The 19,779-nt window shown below is 68.9% G+C and carries 13 protein-coding genes; all 13 read right to left on the reverse strand.

The window, feature by feature from the left end; all coding sequences use genetic code 11:
* Positions 1–2,943: a type VI secretion system Vgr family protein gene (locus tag J2W23_RS14910; RefSeq protein WP_307649277.1), complete on the reverse strand. Its 2,943-nt coding sequence runs from the start codon at positions 2,941–2,943 to the stop codon at positions 1–3.
* A 151-nt stretch (positions 2,944–3,094) separates the two neighbouring features.
* On the reverse strand, positions 3,095–5,830 hold the full coding sequence (gene tssH / locus J2W23_RS14915) for a type VI secretion system ATPase TssH (protein WP_307649278.1): 2,736 nt from the start codon (positions 5,828–5,830) through the stop codon (positions 3,095–3,097).
* A gap of 77 nt (positions 5,831–5,907) precedes the next feature.
* Entirely contained in the window at positions 5,908–7,245 is a 1,338-nt protein-coding gene (locus J2W23_RS14920; protein WP_176660891.1) for a methyltransferase domain-containing protein, read from the reverse strand.
* Positions 7,242–8,291, reverse strand: coding sequence for a type VI secretion system baseplate subunit TssG (tssG, locus tag J2W23_RS14925; protein ID WP_307649279.1), 1,050 nt, complete (start codon positions 8,289–8,291; stop codon positions 7,242–7,244). The genes J2W23_RS14920 and tssG overlap by 4 nt, the downstream gene beginning before the upstream one ends.
* An 89-nt stretch (positions 8,292–8,380) precedes the next feature.
* Positions 8,381–10,273 carry a type VI secretion system baseplate subunit TssF gene (gene tssF / locus J2W23_RS14930; RefSeq protein ID WP_176660889.1) on the reverse strand — a complete coding sequence of 631 codons (1,893 nt, stop codon included), beginning with the start codon at positions 10,271–10,273 and terminating at the stop codon, positions 8,381–8,383.
* A 7-nt stretch (positions 10,274–10,280) separates the two neighbouring features.
* Complete coding sequence (gene tssE, locus J2W23_RS14935; protein ID WP_176660888.1) at positions 10,281–10,796, reverse strand: type VI secretion system baseplate subunit TssE; 516 nt, start codon at positions 10,794–10,796, stop codon at positions 10,281–10,283.
* 1 nt (position 10,797) lies between these two features.
* The gene (locus J2W23_RS14940; RefSeq protein WP_307649280.1) at positions 10,798–11,628 is read right to left on the reverse strand and encodes a type VI secretion system accessory protein TagJ; all 831 of its coding nucleotides are present in this window, start codon (positions 11,626–11,628) and stop codon (positions 10,798–10,800) included.
* A 1-nt stretch (position 11,629) separates the two neighbouring features.
* The gene (locus J2W23_RS14945) at positions 11,630–12,187 is read right to left on the reverse strand and encodes a hypothetical protein (protein ID WP_176660886.1); all 558 of its coding nucleotides are present in this window, start codon (positions 12,185–12,187) and stop codon (positions 11,630–11,632) included.
* Between the two features lie 50 nt (positions 12,188–12,237).
* On the reverse strand, positions 12,238–14,217 hold the full coding sequence (locus tag J2W23_RS14950; RefSeq protein ID WP_307649281.1) for a caspase family protein: 1,980 nt from the start codon (positions 14,215–14,217) through the stop codon (positions 12,238–12,240).
* On the reverse strand, positions 14,214–15,380 hold the full coding sequence (locus J2W23_RS14955; protein ID WP_307649282.1) for a hypothetical protein: 1,167 nt from the start codon (positions 15,378–15,380) through the stop codon (positions 14,214–14,216). The genes J2W23_RS14950 and J2W23_RS14955 overlap by 4 nt, the downstream gene beginning before the upstream one ends.
* Positions 15,381–15,408: 28 nt before the next feature.
* A complete protein-coding gene (locus J2W23_RS14960) occupies positions 15,409–16,158 on the reverse strand; it encodes a hypothetical protein (RefSeq protein WP_306881858.1) in 750 nt (249 codons plus the stop codon).
* Between the two features lie 30 nt (positions 16,159–16,188).
* Positions 16,189–17,775 carry a murein transglycosylase A gene (mltA, locus tag J2W23_RS14965; protein WP_307649283.1) on the reverse strand — a complete coding sequence of 529 codons (1,587 nt, stop codon included), beginning with the start codon at positions 17,773–17,775 and terminating at the stop codon, positions 16,189–16,191.
* A 60-nt stretch (positions 17,776–17,835) separates the two neighbouring features.
* On the reverse strand, positions 17,836–19,776 hold the full coding sequence (locus J2W23_RS14970) for a serine/threonine-protein kinase (protein WP_307649284.1): 1,941 nt from the start codon (positions 19,774–19,776) through the stop codon (positions 17,836–17,838).
* Positions 19,777–19,779: the final 3 nt, after the last annotated feature.

Consider the following 19,779-nt stretch of genomic DNA (forward strand, 5'->3'; position numbering starts at 1 on the left):
TTACCGGCCGCCGCCGGCACCGCCGCCGCCGGCACCGCCACCGCCACCGCCGCCACCGCCACCGCCGCCACCGCCACCGCCGCTACCGCCACCACCGCTGCCGGATGGCGGCGGCTGCCACGCCTGTGTCGGCTCGATTTCGTCCTCGGGCGGCGGCGGCGCAGCCGGTGTGTTGTCGGCGTTGCGCGACTGGTCCTTGGCGAGCGCGTCGGCGCCGATCGAGTCGCCACCGGAAGCCATCTCCAGGAGGACCTCGAGCCCCGTGCCGACCACGGGCACCGCCGCCATGATCCCCTGGTTGTGCCGCATGCGGGTCATGCCCTGCAGGGCGGACAGGCGCCCGGCCAGTCCGGGCAGTCCCGCCGCCTCGGCTTCCTTGGCCGCAATCTTCAACTGCTTCTCGGCCGCGGCGTACTGGTCGAACGTGGCACCGATGTCCACGAAGGCGCTGCCCGCACCGGCCACCGCACCCAGCGCGCCGCCCACCGCGGCCGCTCCCGCACCGGCACCGCCGGCGCCGGGCGTGAAGGTCTTGAGCACATGCGCTTCCACCGACTGGGGCGAGGCCTCGTATTCCATGGCGGCGACGCCGACGAGCTTCAGGGCCAGCGTGTTCTCGATCTGCACGCCGATGAAGTTGGACATGCTCAGCGCGAGGGCGCTCTCCACGCTCATGCCCATGAAGGTGGAGCGCGCGATGCCCAGGTTGGCCTCGCTGTTGATGCCGATATAGCCGCTGGAGTTCGGGCCGAGCACCGTGGTGTTGGAGCCGATCGAGGTCGCGTCGATGTTGCCCACGGCCATCATCTCGATGCCGGTGTTGCTCATCAGCTTGATCTTGTTTGCCATCAGGTGCAGCGGCCCGGTCGGCACGGTGATGTACTTGGAGCTTGCGCCCGTCACCAGCCAGTCGATGTGCGCGGCCTCGAAGCTCATCTTCGCCGCCTTGTAGGTGAGGTTGCCGCTCACCGAGATGGTCTGGTTGCCCGTCACGGTGCGGGTCTCTCCGGCGCGCGAGATGTCGCTGCGCGCGCCGATCACCTCGTGCGTGCTCGTGCCTTTCACCTTCAGCATGTCGTTGCTGTCGACGAAGGTGTCGCGGTTGCCCACCACCTGGTTGTTCTGCTTGCCCTTGACCGTGTTCTTCTGGTCGACCACCACCATGGTGGTCTCGTTGCGCGTCACCGTGCTCTTGCGGTCGCGGTCCACGTGCTGGGTCTGGTCGCGCTTGACGGTCACCGACTGGTCGCGGTCCACCGTCGTGGAGTCGTCGCGCTCCACGCTGCGGCTCATGTCCAGCTCGGCGTGGATGTTGATGTTCTCCTCGCCCTTCTTGTCCTCGAACATGATCTCGTTGTAGTTCGCGGGACCGCCGCCGGGCGTGGAGCGGGTCTTGAAGCCGCTCTGCGTGGGCGACTTGTACGGGATCGGCTGGTCGTCGTTGTAGACGCGGCCCATGATGATCGGCCGGTCGGGGTCGCCGTTCAAAAAGTCGACGATCACCTCCTGGCCGATCCGCGGAATGAAATACCCGCCCCAGCCCTTGCCGCCCCAGGGCTGCGACACGCGCACCCAGCAGGTCGACTTCTCGTTGCTCTCGTCGTAGCGGTCCCAGTGGAAGTGCACCTTCACGCGGCCGTGGTCGTCCACGTGCAGCTCGTCGCCGGCCGGGCCGACCACGATGGCCGTCTGCGGGCCGGGCATGGTCACGCGCGGCGTGAGGCGCGGCGGGCGGTAGGCGCGCTCCAGCGGAATCGCGGTGATGAGGAACGCGCTCGCGCCCGGCTGCGAGGTGTTGAGCATCGGCGTGCTGGCGATCAGGTCTTCCATCACCTGCAGCGTGTCGGCGTTCACCGCGTCGCCCTGCAGCACCTCGGCCAGGGCCGTGTGCACCTGCTGGGGCACCGCCGCGCTCGCGCTCACGCTTTCATAGCCGGGGTGGCTGGCCATGAAGGTGCAGGCCGCGATCACGTAGTCGCCGTTGCGCGTGCCGTCGGGATCGCCCTCGAACTTGAAGCTGCGCCCCGCCGTCACATCGGGCCAGGTGGTCAGCGCCCAGTGGCGGTCGCGGCGTGCATTGAGTTCGTCGCCGCGCAGCTTGGTGCGGTTGTCGGCGTCGTCGCCGGTGAAGTAGCCGCCCGGGAATTCGAACGCTTCGAAATCGGCCAGCTCGTGGTCATCCTTCACGTCGATGGTGGCGCCCAGCTTCTTCTTGATCGCCTTGAAGTCGCTGTCGCGCGAGGCCTGCTTGCCGGTGTCGAACTGGCGCGAACTCACCCAGCGCGAGATCTCGTTGTGCCGCGCCTCGGTCGCATCGCTGGGCATGTAGCGCAAGGTGCCTTCGACCGGCAGCTTCTCGTGCGCGAGATCGCTCGCGTCCGACAGGTGCATGGTGCCCGGCGCATCGTGCGCGTCGAACCAGTAGTAGATGCCCTCGTCCTCCAGAAGGCGCGAGAGGAACTGGTAGTCGTTCTCCTGGTGCTGCACGCAGTAGCGCCGCGGATTGTGCGTGCCGATCACGTTGCCGGCCTTGGTCTTCTTGAAGCGCTTGATCGGGCTGTCCTCGAACACCGCGTCGAGCACCTCGAGCACCTTCTTGTCCTGCAGGATGCGCGAGTTGGTGCGCTTGGTGAGCAGCCAGAACCACGAGCGCAGCGTGATGCGGTATTCGAAGTGCCTCCCCACATGCCCCGCGCGCACGAAACGCACCGCATGGCCCTGGCAGTGCCGCTCGTGCCTGGCGCCGTCCTTGTCCTGGAACTCGATGACCACGTCGAACGCGCGGCCCAGGATGTCCTTGGCATCGAGCGCCTTGTTCTTCGAGAGCACGGTGAGCTCGTAGGCCGAAGGCCGCGCCAGCGCCTCGTGACCCACGATGCGCCAGAACATCAGGTCGTTCTTGGCGGGTGAATCGGTCTCGATGCGGAACTCGTGGTCGGCCATGTCTTGGTCTCTTGCGTAAGTGCGGTGTCAGTCGTCGCGGCCAGTTCGCGGAACACCGCGGAACCGGCTTTGCCGGGCCGCTGGTGTTGCCCCCTGCAAGGGGGTTGGCGAAGCGACACGAAGTGCGCGAAGACTGGGGGTGTGCTTCATGTCAATCGAACGCGTAGGTGAAATCGGCGTCCTTCACGTCCAGCGCGACGCGGCGGATTTCTCCACCGGACGCCAGGCGTTGCAGGTACTCGACGGAAATCGTGGGCAGCACCGTGTTGGTCAGGATCGCGTCGATCACGCGGCCGCCCGACTCCGGGTCCTGGCAGCGCGCGACCACCTGGTCGACCACCGCGTCGCTGTATTCGAAAGGCACGCCGTGGTTGGTTTCCACGCGCTTCTTGATGCGTCCCAGCTGCAGCCGCACGATCTTCTTCATCATGTCCGGCGACAGCGGGTAATAGGGAATCGTCACGATGCGGCCCAGCAGCGCGGGCGGGAACACCTTCATGAGCGGTGCCTTCAGCGCATCGGCCAGCGCATTCGAATCGGGCAAGAGCTCGGGGTCGCGGCACATGCTCATCACGAGCTCGCTGCCGGCGTTGGTGGTGAGCAGGATGATCGTGTTCTTGAAATCGATCATGCGGCCCTCGCCGTCTTCCATCCAGCCCTTGTCGAACACCTGGAAGAAGATCTCGTGCACGTCGGGGTGGGCCTTCTCCACTTCGTCGAGCAGCACCACGCTGTACGGCCGGCGGCGCACCGCCTCGGTCAGGATGCCGCCCTCGCCATAGCCGACGTAGCCGGGCGGCGCGCCCTTGAGCGTGGAGACGGTGTGCGCCTCCTGGAACTCGCTCATGTTGATGGTGATGATGTTCTGCTCGCCGCCGTAGAGCGCTTCGGCCAGCGCCAACGCGGTCTCTGTCTTGCCGACGCCCGAGGTGCCGCAGAGCATGAAGACGCCGATGGGCTTTTGCGGGTTGTCCAGCCGCGCGCGCGAAGTCTGGATGCGGCGCGCGATCATCTCCAGGCCGTGCTTCTGGCCGATGACGCGCTGGTTGAGCGTGTCGGCGAGCTTGAGCACCGCCTCGACTTCGTTCTTGACCATGCGGCCGACCGGAATGCCGGTCCAGTCCGCGACCACCGAGGCCACGGCCTGCTCATCGACCGAAGGAAGGATGAGTGGCGACTCGCCCTGCACCGAATGGATCTTGGCCTGCAGCTCGTGCAGTTCGGCAAGCAGCGCAGCGCGGTCGTGCGCGGGGACTGCTGCTGCAGCGGTGGCTGGATCTGCCGGCGCGGCGGCGGCCGTTGCATCGGCGGCGGTTGCAGGCGCATCCACCGGCCTGTTCCCCGCGCGCAATTTGCTGCGCAGTTCCAGCAGCCGGTCGACCAGCCCCTTCTCTTCCTGCCAGCGCGCATTCAGCCCCTCGAGCTGCTGCTTCGATTCGACCAGCAGCGCCTCCACCTGCGCCGAGCGCTTGGTCACGTCGATGCCGATGGTGGCCTCGCGGCCGATGATTTCCTGCTCGACCGTGAGGCCTTCGATGCGGCGCATGCAGTCTTCCACCTCGGGCGGCGTCGCGTGCTGCGACACGGCCACGCGGGCGCATGCGGTGTCGAGCAGGCTCACCGCCTTGTCGGGCAACTGGCGCGCGGGAATGTAGCGGTGCGAGAGCTTGACCGCGGCCTCGATGGCCTCGTCGAGCAGCTGCACGCGGTGGTGCTTTTCCAGCACGCTGGCCACGCCGCGCAGCATCAATATCGCCTTCACCTCGTCGGGCTCGGGCACCTGCACGACCTGGAAGCGGCGGGTGAGCGCCGGGTCTTTCTCGATGTACTTCTTGTACTCGGCCCAGGTGGTCGCGCCGATGGTGCGCAGGTTGCCGCGTGCGAGCGCGGGCTTGAGCAGGTTGGCCGCATCGCCGGTGCCGGCCGCGCCGCCCGCGCCCACGAGCGTGTGGATCTCGTCGATGAACAAGATGATCGGCGTCGGCGAGCTCTGCACCTCGTCGATCACCTGGCGCAGCCGCTGCTCGAACTCGCCCTTCATGCTCGCACCGGCCTGCAACAGGCCGATGTCGAGCGTGAGCAGCTTCACGTCTTTCAGTTGCGGCGGCACGTCGCCGCGCGCGAGGCGCTGCGCAAAACCTTCCACCACCGCGGTCTTGCCAACGCCGGCCTCCCCGGTCAGCAGCGGATTGTTCTGGCGGCGGCGCATGAGGATGTCGACGATCTGGCGAATCTCTTCGTCGCGCCCGGTCACCGGGTCCATCTCTCCCTTCTTGGCTTTCTCCGTGAGGTCGACAGCAAATTTCTTGAGCGCATCGCCCTTGCCCATGGCGGCCGGCGCCATCGCGCCGGAGTCTTCGCCGGGGGCGCCGCTGCCCATGCCGGTGCCGTCCTGCGCGCGCATCTGCGATTCGGGCGAGGCGTCGCAGATCTTCGGAAAGTTGTCGGCCAGGTCCTCGACCTTGATCTTCTCGAACTGTTTCGAAAGACCGAAGAGCGGGTTGCGCAGGCTCTGCGTCTTCAGCATGCCCACCAGGATGTAGCCGGTGCGCACCTGCGCTTCGCCGAACTGCAGCGTGGCGTAGGTCCATGCACGCTCGATGGCGTTCTCGATGTGCGGCGAGAAGTCGCTGATCGCGGTAGCGCCGCGCGGCAGGCGGTCCAGTGCGGTCGTCATGTCCTTGGCGATCACCGACACATCGAGGCCGTAGTGCTGGATCACGCGGTGCAGGTCGGAGTCCTGCGCCTGCAGCAGCTGGGCGAACCAGTGCTCCAGCTCCACATACGGATTGCCCCGCATCTTACAGAACACCGTGGCGCCTTCGATGGCCTTGTAGGCCAGCGAGTTGAGCTTGCCGAAGAGGGCGGTGCGACTGATTTCACTCATGGAAGACTCCGTATCTGTTGAAGACGATTCACGCCGGGAAATTTGAATGACGGACGTTCGGCGATGGGTGGGCGAATTCAGGGCGGGGCCGCGAGCCTTGCGCTGGCCAGCCAGCCCTGCACGTTCCGCCCCGCCTCACGGCGCGGAACGATCGGCTCGATGCGAACGGCGCCGAAACCGGCGGCCGCAAGGCAGGCCTCGACGTGGGCTGCCGCATGGCGGTAGCGGCCGCTGCCCTCGATCCTGAAATCGTCCCGCCCCCCGTCCATGGCCTCGACCGTGAACACCACGCCGCCTTGCGGACGCAGCGCACGCGCGGCCGCCGCCAGCACCTCGTGCAGGTCGCCGAAGTAGCACAGCGTGTCGGCCGATGCCACCAGGTCGAAGCGGGCGGGCTGGGTGTTCAGGTAGTGGGTGAGCTCCGCCTTGTGCAGCACGTCGTAGCCGCCGCGCTGCTCCGCGCGCTGCAGCATGCCGACCGACAGGTCGCAGCCGGCCATGTGCGAGGCCCAGGGCCGCAGCAGCGGGGCGCACAGGCCGGTGCCGCAGCCGGCATCGACCACCGCCAGACGCGCGGCGGGCGGGCCATACATGTCCTGCACCGCGCGCGCCACGAGGTCGGGTGCGCGGTAGTGCAGCTTCTCCAGGCTCGCATCGAAGCTGCCGGCGTAGCTGTCGAACAAGGTCTCCACATAGCCGTCGCTGGCGCGCGCGGGCGCATGCCCCTCGCAGGCGGCCAGCAGATGCGCGACCACGGGGTTGCCCGGGTCTTCGGCCAGCCACTCCCGGTACATGCGGATGGCCTGTTCGTTCTCGCGGAGCAGCTCCAGCGCGCGAATCACCTTCGAGCGCGCGCTCAGATTGCGCGGCTGCAGCAGCACCGCACGGCTGTTGGCGATGACGCTCTCCTGGATGCGCCCCTGCTCCATCAACGCGATCGACAGGTTGTACCAGGCCTCGCTGGACGTCGACCGCAGTGCGATGGCACGGCGGCTGACGCGCTCGGCGGCCTGCCAGTGGCCCTTGCCGCATTCGAGCGCCGCGATGTTGCTCAGCGCGTCGGCGCCTTCGTCGCCCTTGGCAAAGGACACGCTGTTTTCATAGGCACGCATCGCATCGTCGACGCGGCCGGCCTCGACCAGCAGATTGCCCAGGTTGTTCCAGGCGCCGCCTTGCGCGGGTTGCAGCGTGAGCGAGCGCCCGATCAACGCGATGCTCTCGGCGTCGCGCCCCTGCGCATGGCGCAGCAAGCCCTGGTAGTGCAGCGCATCGGGGTCGCCGGGCGTGGCTTCCAGAATGCGGGCGAGCAGTTCGTCGGCCGCCTCCAGATTCCCCGCCTTCGTCAGGTCCGCCGCCTGCGCCAGCGCGGCCGCGCGCGCCGCCGTGTCTGCACGCCCGAGCGCCGTCGTCGTCATGCGGCAGCTCCTGCAGCGGTGCGGACGGTCATCGAGCTGTTGCCGATGCGCACGTCCGCCGCGTCCTTCGCACGCGTGCGCTGGCCGAGCCACGAGACCCAGCCCAGCCGCGGCGCATTGCCTTCCTTCTGTCCGAGGCGCGTGACCGGCACCTCGGCCTTCTCGAGCACCAGCTCGGCATCCCATTCGAGTTCGTCGCCCAGCAGTTGCTGCATCCAGCGCTGCAGCACCGGCCGCGCGGTGCCGATGGGCAGGAACATGCGGTACTGGTCGAGCGTAAGCGGCCCCATGTGCAGGCGCACGCGGTGCTGCCGGTCCCACGCGCGGGTGCCGAGCATCGCGCCCATGCCCATCGCGCGCGAGCTCTCGCCCTGCCCCAGCCGCGTGACTTCGTCCGCGGGCAGGCGCATCCAGTGGCCGACCCAGCGCTCCAGCGTCACCGGCACGCCGAAGTAGCTGCACAGCACCGACTCCACGCTCTCGGCGTTGTGCACACGCCGCGCGAGCCAGCCCGAGAAATGCAGGCGCGCATCGTCGTGCACCTCGTCGCGCCCGATGCGCCCCGGCGTGCCCATGCCGACGAACGCGCCGACCTGCAGCCTGAAGCGGTCTTCACCCGGCCGGTCGAGCGCCACCGCGGGCCGCGCCTGCGCCCATGCGCGGTAGAAGTGCAGCGAGAAGCGATGCAGGAAGCTGTCGAGAAACGCGAGCCAGGTCGGGTCGCCATGGTTCAGGCTGCGCTCGCGGATGAAGTCGCTCAGGTGAACCGGCAGCGGGCCGTTGGGGCCCACGTAGCTGAAGAAGTGCTGGCGCAGGCGCGGCGGCGAATGCGCGGTCGCGGGCTCGAAGCGGCTGAAGCTCGCGGGCGCGAACGACAGCGAAGGCTCCTGCCCCACGCGCACCGGCTCGGCACTCGGCAGCAATGCGCGGCCCCAGCGCGGCGAAGTCGCGGCAACGGACTCCAGCCGGCGCATCACCGCGAAGTAATCGAACGACCACGGCTGCGCCGACCATCCGCGCAGCGCGTTGTCGACACGCGTAGACACTGACTCCCCCGGGCTCGCCACTGCGTGGACTTCGCCTCCCCCCTCGCTCGCGAGGGGGCGCGCGCCTTCGGCCGGCCGGGCGGCGCGCTCTACAGAATCTGCCGGGTCCCGCACAGCGGCCTCCATCGCATGGTCTCGCCCTTGCCCGCCACGCGCAGCACGGTCTCGACGAAGTGATTGACCTCCACATGGCGCGCGAGAAAGCGCGACATCACGGCACCGAAGAGGAACACGCTGTGGCCGTGGAAGGCGTCCTTGTCGACCTCCAGCGTCACTTCGAGCCCGCGCCCGAAAGCGATCGGCCCCTTGAGCGGAAGGCGGCGTGCCACCGGCTTGCTCTTGACCGACAGCAGACCGCGCACCTGGCCCTGGCGCATCTCGTCGGCATGCGTTGCATAGAGCATCAGCGTCTCGCGCAAGGCGGCCGCGCCCTGCTCCGGCGTGCTGTCGGAAATCGAGAGGTAATTGAGCGCGAGGTGATCGACCACCCGCCAGCCCAGCCCCTGGCTCACCACCGGCGACACCGGCCGCGAGGGCCCGCGCACCATGCGCACGCGCTGCACCGGAAAGGAGTCGACGCAATCGAAGTCGTTGTCGCGGCCGAGCGGCATCAGGAGCGGCAGGTCGCGGTTGGTGCACATCGCGCTCACCGCCAGCTGCCGCAGCGTGGCCGCATACGGCGCCTGCTGCGGATCGACGATCTGCATGTAGACCTCGGAGCCGATGTGGCTGCTGCGGTGGCCTTCGGTGCGCTGCCTCACCGACAGCATGCGCGGCTCGCGCGTGGTCGTGAAGTAGGCGGGGTGGCTGTGCCGCGTGCCGTGGAAGGCCGAGTAGAACGGCCGGAACACCTGCTCCGCCGCCGACGCATCGGCACCGGGCGCGCCGTGGCCGATCACCTCGGTGACGGTGTGCACCTCGAAGTCCTGCGGCCGCGTGCGGTCGGGCACCAGGTGGAACTGGCTCACGCCTTCGGTCAGCGGCACGCGGTCGAGCCGCTTGTTGAAGAGGTTGACCACCGGCACGCAATGGAGCTGGATGTTCTCCGCGCTCACCAATTTTTCGAGCGCCGCATCGCCGCGCGAGAACAGCAGCACCAGCTCGATCTCGGCGACCGGCATCGTGGCGAGCAGCGCCTGCAGCCCCGCGATGCGCAGGAACTGGAAGCGCTGCGGAAACGCGAAGTACTCCTGCAGCAGCCGAAAGCCCGAGAAGCCCGTGGCCGTGACCGGCAGCAGTGCTTCATCGTCATCGAAGCCGACCGGCTGGATCGCGCTGGCCGGCAGGCTCTGCGCCGCACCCTGCAGTGCGCCCGTGGGCGACAACGGCCGCACCATCACGCCGATGGGCTGGCCGAGCGCGCACTCCTGCAGTTGCCACGCCACGTCTTCGGCGCCACCCAGGTGCAGCACCAGGTCGTCGAGCGCGATCTGGTTGAACTTGAGCCCCGCCGTCGCACGCAGCGCGATGCGCAGGCCGCCGCGGATGGCGCGCGATTGCGGGTGCGTGGCCAGCGGCAGGTCGGGCGCGTAGGTGAAGTACTGCGCGCGCTGCACCTCCATCGGCCAGATGCGCAGCGCGCTCGATGTGCGGAACTCGCAGTGCGTGTTCTGTCCCACGGCCTGGCGTGCGCGCAGGCCCGCGCCGCGCGGCAGCCTGGGGCCGGTCGCGAGGTTGGCGTCGTCGAGGTCGGGCGCAAAGGACACCACCGCCATCGCGGGCGTGGGTGCGAGGAAGTTCGGATAGACGATGTCCAGCAGGTGCCCCGTGAAGCGCGGGTACTCGGCATCGAGCTTGAGATTGACGCGCGCCGACAGGAACGCCGTGGCCTCGATCAGCCGCTCGACGTAGGGATCGGCGACCTCCTGGCCCTCGATGCCCAGCCGGTGCGCGATCTTCGGAAAGGCGCGCGCGAACTCCGAAGAGCTCTCGCGAAAGTAGCGCAGTTCCTGTTCATACAGGTTCAGCAGCCGAGGGTCCATGTCGGACTTACCTTGGGTTTTGCGCCATGTCCACGATCTCGATGCGTCCTTCTTCCAGGTCTACACGGCTTCGCATCAGGAACTCCAGAGGCACGGGCTGCGCCCACAGCATGCCGCGGATCTGCAGCCCGATGCTGTTGTGCGAGTCCAGTGCCGAGCCTTCCATGACGAGTTCCACTTCGAGAGTGCGGGACAAAATGCGCGGCTCGAACTGCAGGATTGCGTTCTTCAAAGCCTGTTCCATGCTGACACGCTGCACCGACGAGGTGAACTGGCCAGACAGCATAGGCAATCCGTAGTTGATGACCGAGCGCGCCGCATTCGGGTACTGCTTGTCGTCCATCGCAAGGCCGAAGCCGGTGGCGTTGAAGAGCCAGCTCAGGTCGCGCAGCACGGCCGCGCGCAGCGCCTGCTTGGTGAGCGTGCGCTTGTCGTCGCTCTCGCGCTTTTCGGTCGGCGCGTTGTCGACCAGGCGGTCGAGCAGCGAGGGCTGCAGGCGCTCCTGGGCGGTGAGCTCGGCCACGTCAGCCGCCGCTGTCGCTGGTGCCGTCTTCCGAAGCCGGCGGCGTGAAGAGGATCTCGCGCACGTCCATCAGCGCGTACTCGCCGGCATCGCTGCCGAGCACGCGCTGGCCGGTGCCGGCCCAGACCTCGGGGCGCAGTTCGCGCCACTCGGTCTTGCGCGCAAGGCGCAGTTCGCCGTCTTCGCTCTTTTCGGTGCCTTCGTAGCGCGTGGGAATGAGCGCGAGGGTCTCGCCGCCGTTCTCGAACTGCAGATGCGCAGGCATCCAGACGCAGTCGCGCAGGTCTTCGGGCGGATCGATCTTGATGTGCGCGAGCCGCGCATACGGAATCCAGTAGTACTTGCCGTTGACGAAGGCCTCGAGCACCGGGCCCAGGCGCATGTCGGCATCGGCCAGCCATTCGAACGGCACGCCGTCGATGGTGCCCGCGATGGCGGGCGCGCCGTCGAAGGCGCGCTGGCGAAGATCTTCGGCCAGTTCGGACTCGCCGCGCCCTTGCCGCAGCAGCGACTCGATGAGCAGCGCCAGCCATTCGTCGGGCTGGCCGAAGATCATGGGCGTGCGGGTGCCGGCGAACACCTCGGCGCGCAGGCCCTCGCAGCGCACGGCGTCGCCATACACCTGCTTCATGGGAACGGCGAGCGCATCGAGCTCGGCCGCGACGGTCAGCTGGTTGAGCGCGCGCTCCCACTGACCCAGCACGCAGAGCAACTGCGCCATGAACACGCGGTGCTTGCTGTCCGAGGGCTTGGCACGCACCTCGTCGCTCAGGGCCTTGAGCGCGGCCACCGGGTCGGCGGACTTCAGTAGTTCGGCGGAGGAGGTGGTCATGTCAGTTGCCCGTGAAGGTGCAGGTGCGCACAGCCCCGCGCGCGCCGGTCTTTTGCTGCGGTGCCGAGCGGATCTCCAGCTTCGTGTAGTCGAAGAAGATGATGTCGCAGGGCCGCTTGGGCGTGCCGCCGGTCACGATGGCGTGGCAGTTCACGCGCGCGCCTTCGAGCACGAACTCCAGGTGCGACTGCAGGTCCTTGGAGCTGTCGCCGCCGGCCTTGAAGACCGACACCGTCACCTTGAGGTCGGCGTCCTGGCTCTTGAGCAGGCTCGCGATGGAGGCCGTGGCCGCATCGCAGTCGCGGATGACGATGAAGGAGTAGTTGCGCAGCTTCCCCTTGCTGGAGCCGGGCGGGATGACCACGTCGGACTTGTACGAGTAGCCGCCGATGTCCATGCGCTGCTTGCCGTCTTCGTACGTGCGCACCGACTCGCCCTCGATCGGCGAGCCCTTGCTCTCGATCATCATCGAGAAGTCGTTGCCCGATTCGCCCGACAGGTAGTCGAGCAGGCGGAGCGCCTCGTCGGGGTCCAGTTTTCCATCGTAGGTCCAGCTCATGTCGATCTCCTGAGAAAAATTCGGTGGTGGTCGGTTGTCGTTCGTGGTCGTTACTTGGCGGCCGAAACCTCGCCCGCCCAATGAACCATCGCGGCGAAGGTCTGCCGCTCGCTCTCGGGTTGCAGCGCGCCGCGCACCCGCACTTCGGCCACTGCATCACCCGCGCCGGTGCCGAACAGGCGCGGCGCGCTGTAGGGCGCCGCGGGCGTGGCCAGCACCAGCAGCCGGCCGCCCTCGGCGTTGAACCAGGGCAGCTCGAAGCGCTTGGTGGCGGGCGCCTCGCGCGTGCCGCGCTTGAAGCGGTTGGTCTCGCCCGGGTCCTCGGGGTAGACCTGGCGCGCGCCGCCCTGCGGGTCGATGCCGACGATGACCAGGTCCACCGAGCGCGCGCTGGTGTTGCGCACATTGAGCACGGCGCGCTCGCCGCTGCGCAGCGGCAGGAGCTTCGCGTCGACCTGCTGCGCGGGGCCGCTGCGCACGAGCCGGTCGCCGCTCCAGACTTCGAACGCCGCGTCGAAGCCTTCGAACTGCGCGTCCCTCGCGATGGTGTAGAGCTGGTTGAGCCACTTGAGGCGGGCCAGCACTTCGAGGCGGCGGCGGGCCGCGGCCGCATCGGCCGGTGCCGCCTTCGCGCCGGCGCCGAGCATCGGCGAGAGCACTTCGAGCCGGCCGGCGGACCAGCGCACATCGGCGCCGTCCCCCTCGTTCACCGCGACGACGGAGGCGGGGTATTCGAGGCTGAGGCCGGGCGGCAAGCCCTGCTCCGCGCGCACGCGCAGCGCGACAGGGGCCGGTTCGCCGAGCGGCGTGATGTTCCAGAGCGCGGCGCCGGGCAGTTCGCGCAGCGCGGTCGGCACCGCCATGCGCGCCTTGTCGTTGAAGGCCTGCGCGAGCGTGCCTTCGGCGCTGCGCATGGTGCCGTCGTCCATCGTGGCCAGCACGCGCAGCGGCTGCTGCACCACCAGGCCATCGAGCTGGCCGGCCTGCAGCGTGAGCGTGTCGCCCGAGCGCTGCGCGCGCCAGACGGGGCGCGTCGTCACGGCCTGCGCGCGGTTGGCGAAGATCGGCGCGTCGAGGTTGCCCTCGGCGACCGGCGAGGGCAATTCCCGCGTCGGGAAGCGCTGCGCGAGTTCGTCGATCACCGGCGGATAGACGGCCAGCACGCCATCGAACAGGTCGCGCCAGGTGGCGGGCTTGCGCGAGAGCGCCTCCACCACCGCCCAGGTCAGGAGGCCCTGCGGACGCGCGTTGCGGTTCTTGCGCGGCAGGCGCAGCTCGGGCGTGATCTGGTGGCTCTCCGAGGCGAAGAGCGCGACGTAGCGGGCGCGCGGCACCGGGTCGGCGACGGTGGGGCGCGTCATGGCAACGCGCGCCGCGGGGCCGGGCGCGCCGATCAACTGTGCGGTGCGCAGGCCGCGCCAGCGCACCTCGTCGTCCGGCGGGCCTTCGGCGATGACCGATGCGGCGGTCGTGCTGCGGGTCATCGAGTTCGCCGAACAGGTGTCGAAGACGGAGGCGACGAACACGTTGCGCGCGAGAAAGGCCTGGATCCACGCGTCGAAATCGGCATCGCGCAGGTCGCCGGTCAGGGCGTTGTCGGCGCCGAGCGTGCCGCGCACGTCGCGCGCGAGGAAGTTCTCGGAAAGGCCGTCGGGCTCCTGGTAGCGCTTGTTGCTGTCGCGCAGCCGCGTGCCGTGGCCGGAGAAATAGAGCAGCACGAAATCGCCGCTCTTCGACTGCGCAAGCAGCCGGCCGAGGGCTTCGTGGATGGCTTGCGATTCGGGCAGCACGGAGCCACTCACGCCATCGGCGAGCACAGTGATGTCGGCGGGCGCGAAACCTTGCTTCAGGAGCGCGTCGCGCATGAGCATCACGTCGTTGCGCGGTGCCTGCAGCCACAGGGCCTGGGGCTGGTTGACGAGTTCGGAGACGCCGACGAGCAGCGCGCGTTGGGTGGCCCAGGCGGCGGCGCCGGATGCAAGGAGCACCAGCGCCAGCAGCAGCCGCAGGCAACGCGCTACACACGTCATGGCCGCTCCGAGGCCGGCCCGGCCGACTCGACCAGCGGCGAGGCCGCGAGCATCGACAGCCCGCCGACCGGATCGTCCACCCGCAGGCGCCAGACGCCGTTCGTGCCCGGCCCGCCGACCACTTCGGCCGACATCGTGCGCAGCAGCCGGTCGGCCTCGTCCACGCGCACGCCATCTTTCCAGCGCACGACCAGGTTCGCTTGCGCCGCGGCCGGCGCAGTGGGCACATTGCGAAAGCGCACCTCGTCCTCTTCCGACCCGCGCCCGCCGAGCAGCCCGACGTTCTGCACCACCACGCACAGCGCGAGCACCGCGAACGCGGGGCGCATCCATCCGTCGGCGCCGAACCAGCGGCGGATGCTGCCCCACCAGCCGCCCTCGGGCCGCTCTTGCGGACGGGCGCGCGGGGAAACAGGTGCGGCCGGCGCGGCGCCGGACGATGGCGTCAGCGCCGAGCCCAGTTGCAGCCCGACCGTGCGGTACAGCGCCTGGTAGTCGGCGCGCGGGTCCCGCACACCGAGCGGCGTGCCCGAGAGCACCGAGAACACGCCGCCCACGGTGCGCAGCGCGATGCGGCCGGGCTCCGGCGCGATGGGCAGCGCCTTCTGCGCGGCCCATTCGTCGTGTACCGCGCGGATCGCCGCGAGCCGCGTGGCCGAGACCTCGCCGAGCACGCGGGCGCACAGCTGGGGGCCGGGCTCGAGGGTCAGCACGTTCCAGGCTTGAATGAGGCCGAACGCCGGCTCGAAGGGTTCGTCGTCGGGTTCGAGCAGCACGTCGAAAGCAGAAGCCCAGTCAGCTTCGCCCGCGGCCATCCAGCCCTGCCAGAGGTCGCCGTGAATGCAGCGGTCCAGCAGCACGCCGAGCAACCGCCCTTCGTGCAGCACGCTCAAGAGGCGGCCCGGCGCCCAGCGTGCGGTAAAGCCGCGCTGGGCGACAGCCTCGCGGCGCCGGGCCAATTCGGTCAGAGGGAGCAGCAGGTCCTGCAGCGCGGGCGCTGCCGCGGGTGCGGCTTGCGGCGTGGCCGGGGGCGTGGTGCCCGGCATGGCCACCGTGGCCACGCCAGCGGCTGCTTCAGGCGCAGATGCATCGGGCACGGCGGCGCCGCCGGTTTCGAACGCGTTGCGGATCACGCTGAGGGGGGGCCAGAGTTCGGTGTTCATGGCGGTCTGTTCCTGAATGGCTATGTCTTCAGGCATAAGACGCTTCAGCACCGAGGATTTTGAAAACCTGCAGGATCGCCGCCATGTTTTCCGCCTCGATGGCGATGCCCAGGGTCTGCTGGATCCAGCCGCCCAGCCGGGTCTTGGCGTAGTCGGCGGTGAGCCCCTCGCGCTTGTGCACCAGGCCCAGGCGCCCCGCGCGGTAGTGGTACGAGGCGATGGCGTGGCGCGAGGCGATGCCCGAGAGCCCGCCTTCGGCCTCCTTGCCGAAGCCCTCGCACAAGAGGATGCGCTCTGGCTCGGGCAACTCGGCGATGAAGGCGCGCGCGGCCAGTTGCACCGCCTGTGCGCTCAACCCGTGTTCGGCGAGGCAGCCGTCCAGGTCGTCGCCGGCGCCGATCTCGTCTTCGAGCTGCGCCTCGGTGATCTGGTCGCCGATGGAGAGCTTGCGGCGGAAAGAACTCGCGCGCGTGCAGTCGATCAGGTAGCGACGGAAGTACGCGCAGAGCGCGAAGGCGGTCGACGGCGCGCTGTGGCTCGCGCGCTCGTCGGCCTCATCGGGATCGGCATCGAGCCGCAGCACCTTCACATAGATGAACTGCGCCACCAGCTCCTGCCGGCCTTCGCCCAGGATCTGCAGCTCGGGCGGATTGCAGGCCACGAGCGCATCGCCGACGATGCGGTACATGGTGCCCATGTCGTTCGAGGACAGCGTCTGCCTGCGCCGCCAGAGGCGGACAAGCTCCGTACTTTCCGCGGACGAGAGGGTTTCCTGCATGAAGGGACAAGCGTTAGGCCAAGGTCGAGGTCAGTCGTCCACGCACACGCCTTCGCTCGGCACCAGGCATTGCGGCAAGCCGGCCCCCACCGGGCCGCCGCGCGTGCGGATCGCGGACGACACCGCGGCCTGCGCCACGGCGAGGCCGCGCGGCAGAAGAATCCACAGCTGGCCGCGTTCCTTCATGCGGCGCGCGTTGGTTGCGGCGGCCTGGCCGTTGCCGAAGAAATAGTCGGCGCGCACCGCGCCGCGGATCGCGCCGCCGGTGTCCTGCGCGATGGTCAGGCGCTGCATCGGCGCGCCGCTGCCGGGCGTGCGGGTCGAGACGAACACCGGATAGCCGAGCGGCGTGCTGCGCGGATCGACCGCGATGGAGCGCCCCGCCGACAGCGGCACGCCGAAGGCGCCGACCGGTCCGCCCGCAGGCGAGGTCGATTCCTTGAAGAACACATAGCTCGGGTCCTTGATGCCCGACCCCGTGACCGCGCCGGCCGTGCGGCGCCCCGGCACCACGACCGCGCCGCTGGCGGTGGGCCGTGCGAGCGTGAAGCCGCGGGTGCGGATGACGCTGCTGTCGACGCCGCCGACATCGTCGTCGTCGCCATCGTCCAGCTGCAGTTCGATCGACGAGCCGCGCACCTTCACCGCGCTGCGCGGCTTGCCGTTGGCGGCCTGCGCGATGGTGGGGCGGAAGGGCTGGCCGTTCTGCTCGGCATACGCCACGCGGATGACATCGCCGTTGGCCAGCTTGATGCGGCCCGAGCCCTGGATCTGCATCTCGTAGAGCGCGGTGGCGCTGCTCACGAAGGCCAGCACCTTGGCATTCGGCGCGCCCTTGGTCTCGATCTCTTCACGCGTGTAGTACGGCAGGAGCTGCTTGCCCTCGATGCGCATGCGCACCTTGCGGTCGAGCGTGTCGCGGGTGATGGCCGAGAGGTCGAGCGCATAGAGGCCGGGCGCGCCCATGTCGCGCGTGCTCAGGCCCGTCTGCACGATCACGTTGCGGCCCTCGACCTTCGCGGCCACCGTGCCGTTGCCGGCCGGGAGCTTGCGCGCATCGGCGAACAGCATGTCTTCCGGCTGGCCGTACACGGGGTAGATGAAGGGCGCGCCGTAGGTGCGGCTGCCCGCGATCTCCGGCTCGAAGTAGCCGGTGACCACGCCATCGGGCTTGCGGTCGTCGTCGCGGATCTGATAGGCCGAGAACTCGCTCTCGAAGAAGCCGCGGATGGCGTTGCGGTTCTTGCCGTCGATCTTGCCGGCGCGGTCGCACACCTCTTTCCATTCGGCGCCGCGGCCGGTGAGCACCTTGCAGCTGCCGAGGAACGCGGGCCAGGTCTCGGAGAAATCGTCGCGCGACCAGCCCGGCATCGCATCGAAGCTCACCGCGGTGTAGGTGGCCAACTGGGTCGAGAAGGTGCGCGCCTGGCCTGCCACGCTGGCGCCGGTCGAGGCCGGGCGCGAACTGGTGGTCGACGACGTGTCGGTCGCGGCCGCCGTCGTGTCGGTGGTGGCGGCCGGCGGCGGATTGGCGCAGCCCGCCAGCGATGCCACGGCCGCAAAGGCGGCCCAGCGAAGCAGCGTGGAGGTGAAGCGTGGCGACTGTGAGGTATGCATGAAAGTCTCCTTGTCCGGAAAAAGCGGCCATCGAGCCGATGGGCCAACGTCTACAGACGATTACTTCTCGACGATTTTGAAATTCGCGACGCCATAGACGTCGTTGCATGGGGCGCCGGGCGCGCAGGTCGGCTTGCCCAGCAGCGGCGACGGGCCGGTGCCGCGCGTGGCCTCGAGCGCCGAGAGCACCGGCAGCGGAAATTGCGGAAACACGCCGTCGTTCTGCACGCCGGAAGCACTGAAGTCGCGCTCGTGTTCGCTGACGAGCACCGCGAACTGGTTGGTGCCGGCGGGCCCGCCCGCGTCCATCGGCCATGACGCGCGCGGCAGCGCGAGCGCGCTGTTGGCGGTGATCTTGTTGTACTTGTCCAGCAGGTTCGGGAACAAGAGGAACATCTCGCCGCCGCTGGAGAGCAGGAACACGTAGACGAAACCGTCTCGCTTGCTGCGCACCTCGAAGGCGAGCTTGTCCTTGCCGATGGCGACCTCCGCCTTCTTCGCGGAAGCCGTGACCTCGAAGCCGGGCGTGGCGCCGGCCGCAAGCGACTGCAGCGATTCGAGCGGCGTGCGCGGCGCCGCCGGTGGAGGCGGCGGTGGGGGTGGAGGCGGTGGCGGGGTCGGTGTCTGGGCGACCTTGGTGTCGATGGGCGGTGGCGGTGCTGTGGTGGTGACGTCCGTCTTGCCCGAACCCTCGCCGCGCCCCTGGTACCACCACCAGCCGCCGCCTGCGACGGCTGCGACCACGGCCACCGAAGCCAGTGCGGCGGCGGTCTTGCCCTTGCTGCTGCTGCCACCGCCGGTGCTGCCGGCACCCGGCGCCGGTGCCGGTGGCGGGGCCTTCTTGCCTGCGGCGATCACCGTGGCGGCATTCGCGTTGGAGCCGGTGTTGCCGTTGCCACCCGTGCGCGCGCCCGAAGGCGGCTGCGTGCGCGGCGTCGGCGCGATGCTGTGGCCGACTTCCAGGTCGAGCGCCGCGCGCAACTCGGCCATCGACTGCGGCCGCTGCTCGGGCCGCACGCCCAGGCCCGCATCGATCGCCTGCAGCAGCTTGAGGCTGTAGCGCTGGCGCAGGATGTCGTTGCCCGCGAGCGGCACATAACTGTCGGACAGGAGCCGCGCCACCGACGGCGGCGGCGCGCGGCCGCACACGGCCACGTGCATCACGGCCGCGAGCGCGTAGACGTCGGTCCACGCGCCCTGAGACATGTCGGGCATCTCGGCGTACTGCTCGATGGGCGCGTAGCCGGGCTTGAGGATGACGGTGATCGCCTGCGTCTTGTCGGTGATCACGCGGCGCGCGGCGCCGAAGTCGAGCACCACCGGTCGGCCGGAGCCTTCGAGCAGGATGATGTTGTCGGGCGCGATGTCGCGGTGGTAGCAGTTGGCGTTGTGCATCACGCCGAGTGCCTGGGTCACGCCGTCCATGATGCGGATGAGCCAGGCTTCGTCCACGCCTGCGGGGATGGCGACCAATGCCTCTCTCAGTGTGTCGCCCCGGTAGAAGGGCATCACCATGTACGTGGTGCCGCGCTCTTGCCAGAACCTGTAGACCTTCAGCAGCGAAGGGTGGTCGAACTGGGCGAGCAGGCGGGCTTCGTTGATGAAGCTGCGCATGCCGAGGTCGAAGGTTTCTCGGTGTCGCTCCGAGAGGGGAGCGACCGTGCCGTCGTGCTGTCTGGTCGACAAGGAGGTCGGCAGGTACTCCTTGATAGCGACTACGCGTTCGAGGGCGTGGTCCCAGGCTTCGTAGACGACGCCGAAGCCGCCCTGGCCTATGACTCTTGTGATTTCGAATTCTGCGAGGCGGCTGCCTACAGGAAGCAAGCCTGCCTCATGCGTTGCTGATGCGGGGCTTGTTACCGGGACGTTGGACAGGCTTGTCGTGCCGGATGTGATGACGGTTGTGGTTGTGTCGCCGCCTGTGGTTGGCTGCTGGGGCTGGCGAGGGACGACCCTTGTGCGGTCGTCTTCCGGCTGTGGGGTTGTTGGAGAGTCGGTCATCGA

It is taken from the genome of Variovorax boronicumulans (assembly GCF_030812215.1).
Lineage (GTDB): Bacteria > Pseudomonadota > Gammaproteobacteria > Burkholderiales > Burkholderiaceae_C > Variovorax > Variovorax boronicumulans_C.

What these genes read in the sequence shown, in the direction of transcription:
- J2W23_RS14910 (WP_307649277.1), bottom strand. Translation starts at nt 2,943, where the DNA reads ATGGCCGACCACGAGTTCCGCATCGAGACCGATTCACCCGCCAAGAAC.
- tssH (WP_307649278.1), bottom strand. Translation starts at nt 5,830, where the DNA reads ATGAGTGAAATCAGTCGCACCGCCCTCTTCGGCAAGCTCAACTCGCTG.
- J2W23_RS14920 (WP_176660891.1), bottom strand. Translation starts at nt 7,245, where the DNA reads ATGACGACGACGGCGCTCGGGCGTGCAGACACGGCGGCGCGCGCGGCC.
- tssF (WP_176660889.1), bottom strand. Translation starts at nt 10,273, where the DNA reads ATGGACCCTCGGCTGCTGAACCTGTATGAACAGGAACTGCGCTACTTT.
- J2W23_RS14940 (WP_307649280.1), bottom strand. Translation starts at nt 11,628, where the DNA reads ATGACCACCTCCTCCGCCGAACTACTGAAGTCCGCCGACCCGGTGGCC.
- J2W23_RS14945 (WP_176660886.1), bottom strand. Translation starts at nt 12,187, where the DNA reads ATGAGCTGGACCTACGATGGAAAACTGGACCCCGACGAGGCGCTCCGC.
- J2W23_RS14950 (WP_307649281.1), bottom strand. Translation starts at nt 14,217, where the DNA reads ATGACGTGTGTAGCGCGTTGCCTGCGGCTGCTGCTGGCGCTGGTGCTC.
- J2W23_RS14955 (WP_307649282.1), bottom strand. Translation starts at nt 15,380, where the DNA reads ATGAACACCGAACTCTGGCCCCCCCTCAGCGTGATCCGCAACGCGTTC.
- J2W23_RS14960 (WP_306881858.1), bottom strand. Translation starts at nt 16,158, where the DNA reads ATGCAGGAAACCCTCTCGTCCGCGGAAAGTACGGAGCTTGTCCGCCTC.
- mltA (WP_307649283.1), bottom strand. Translation starts at nt 17,775, where the DNA reads ATGCATACCTCACAGTCGCCACGCTTCACCTCCACGCTGCTTCGCTGG.
- J2W23_RS14970 (WP_307649284.1), bottom strand. Translation starts at nt 19,776, where the DNA reads ATGACCGACTCTCCAACAACCCCACAGCCGGAAGACGACCGCACAAGG.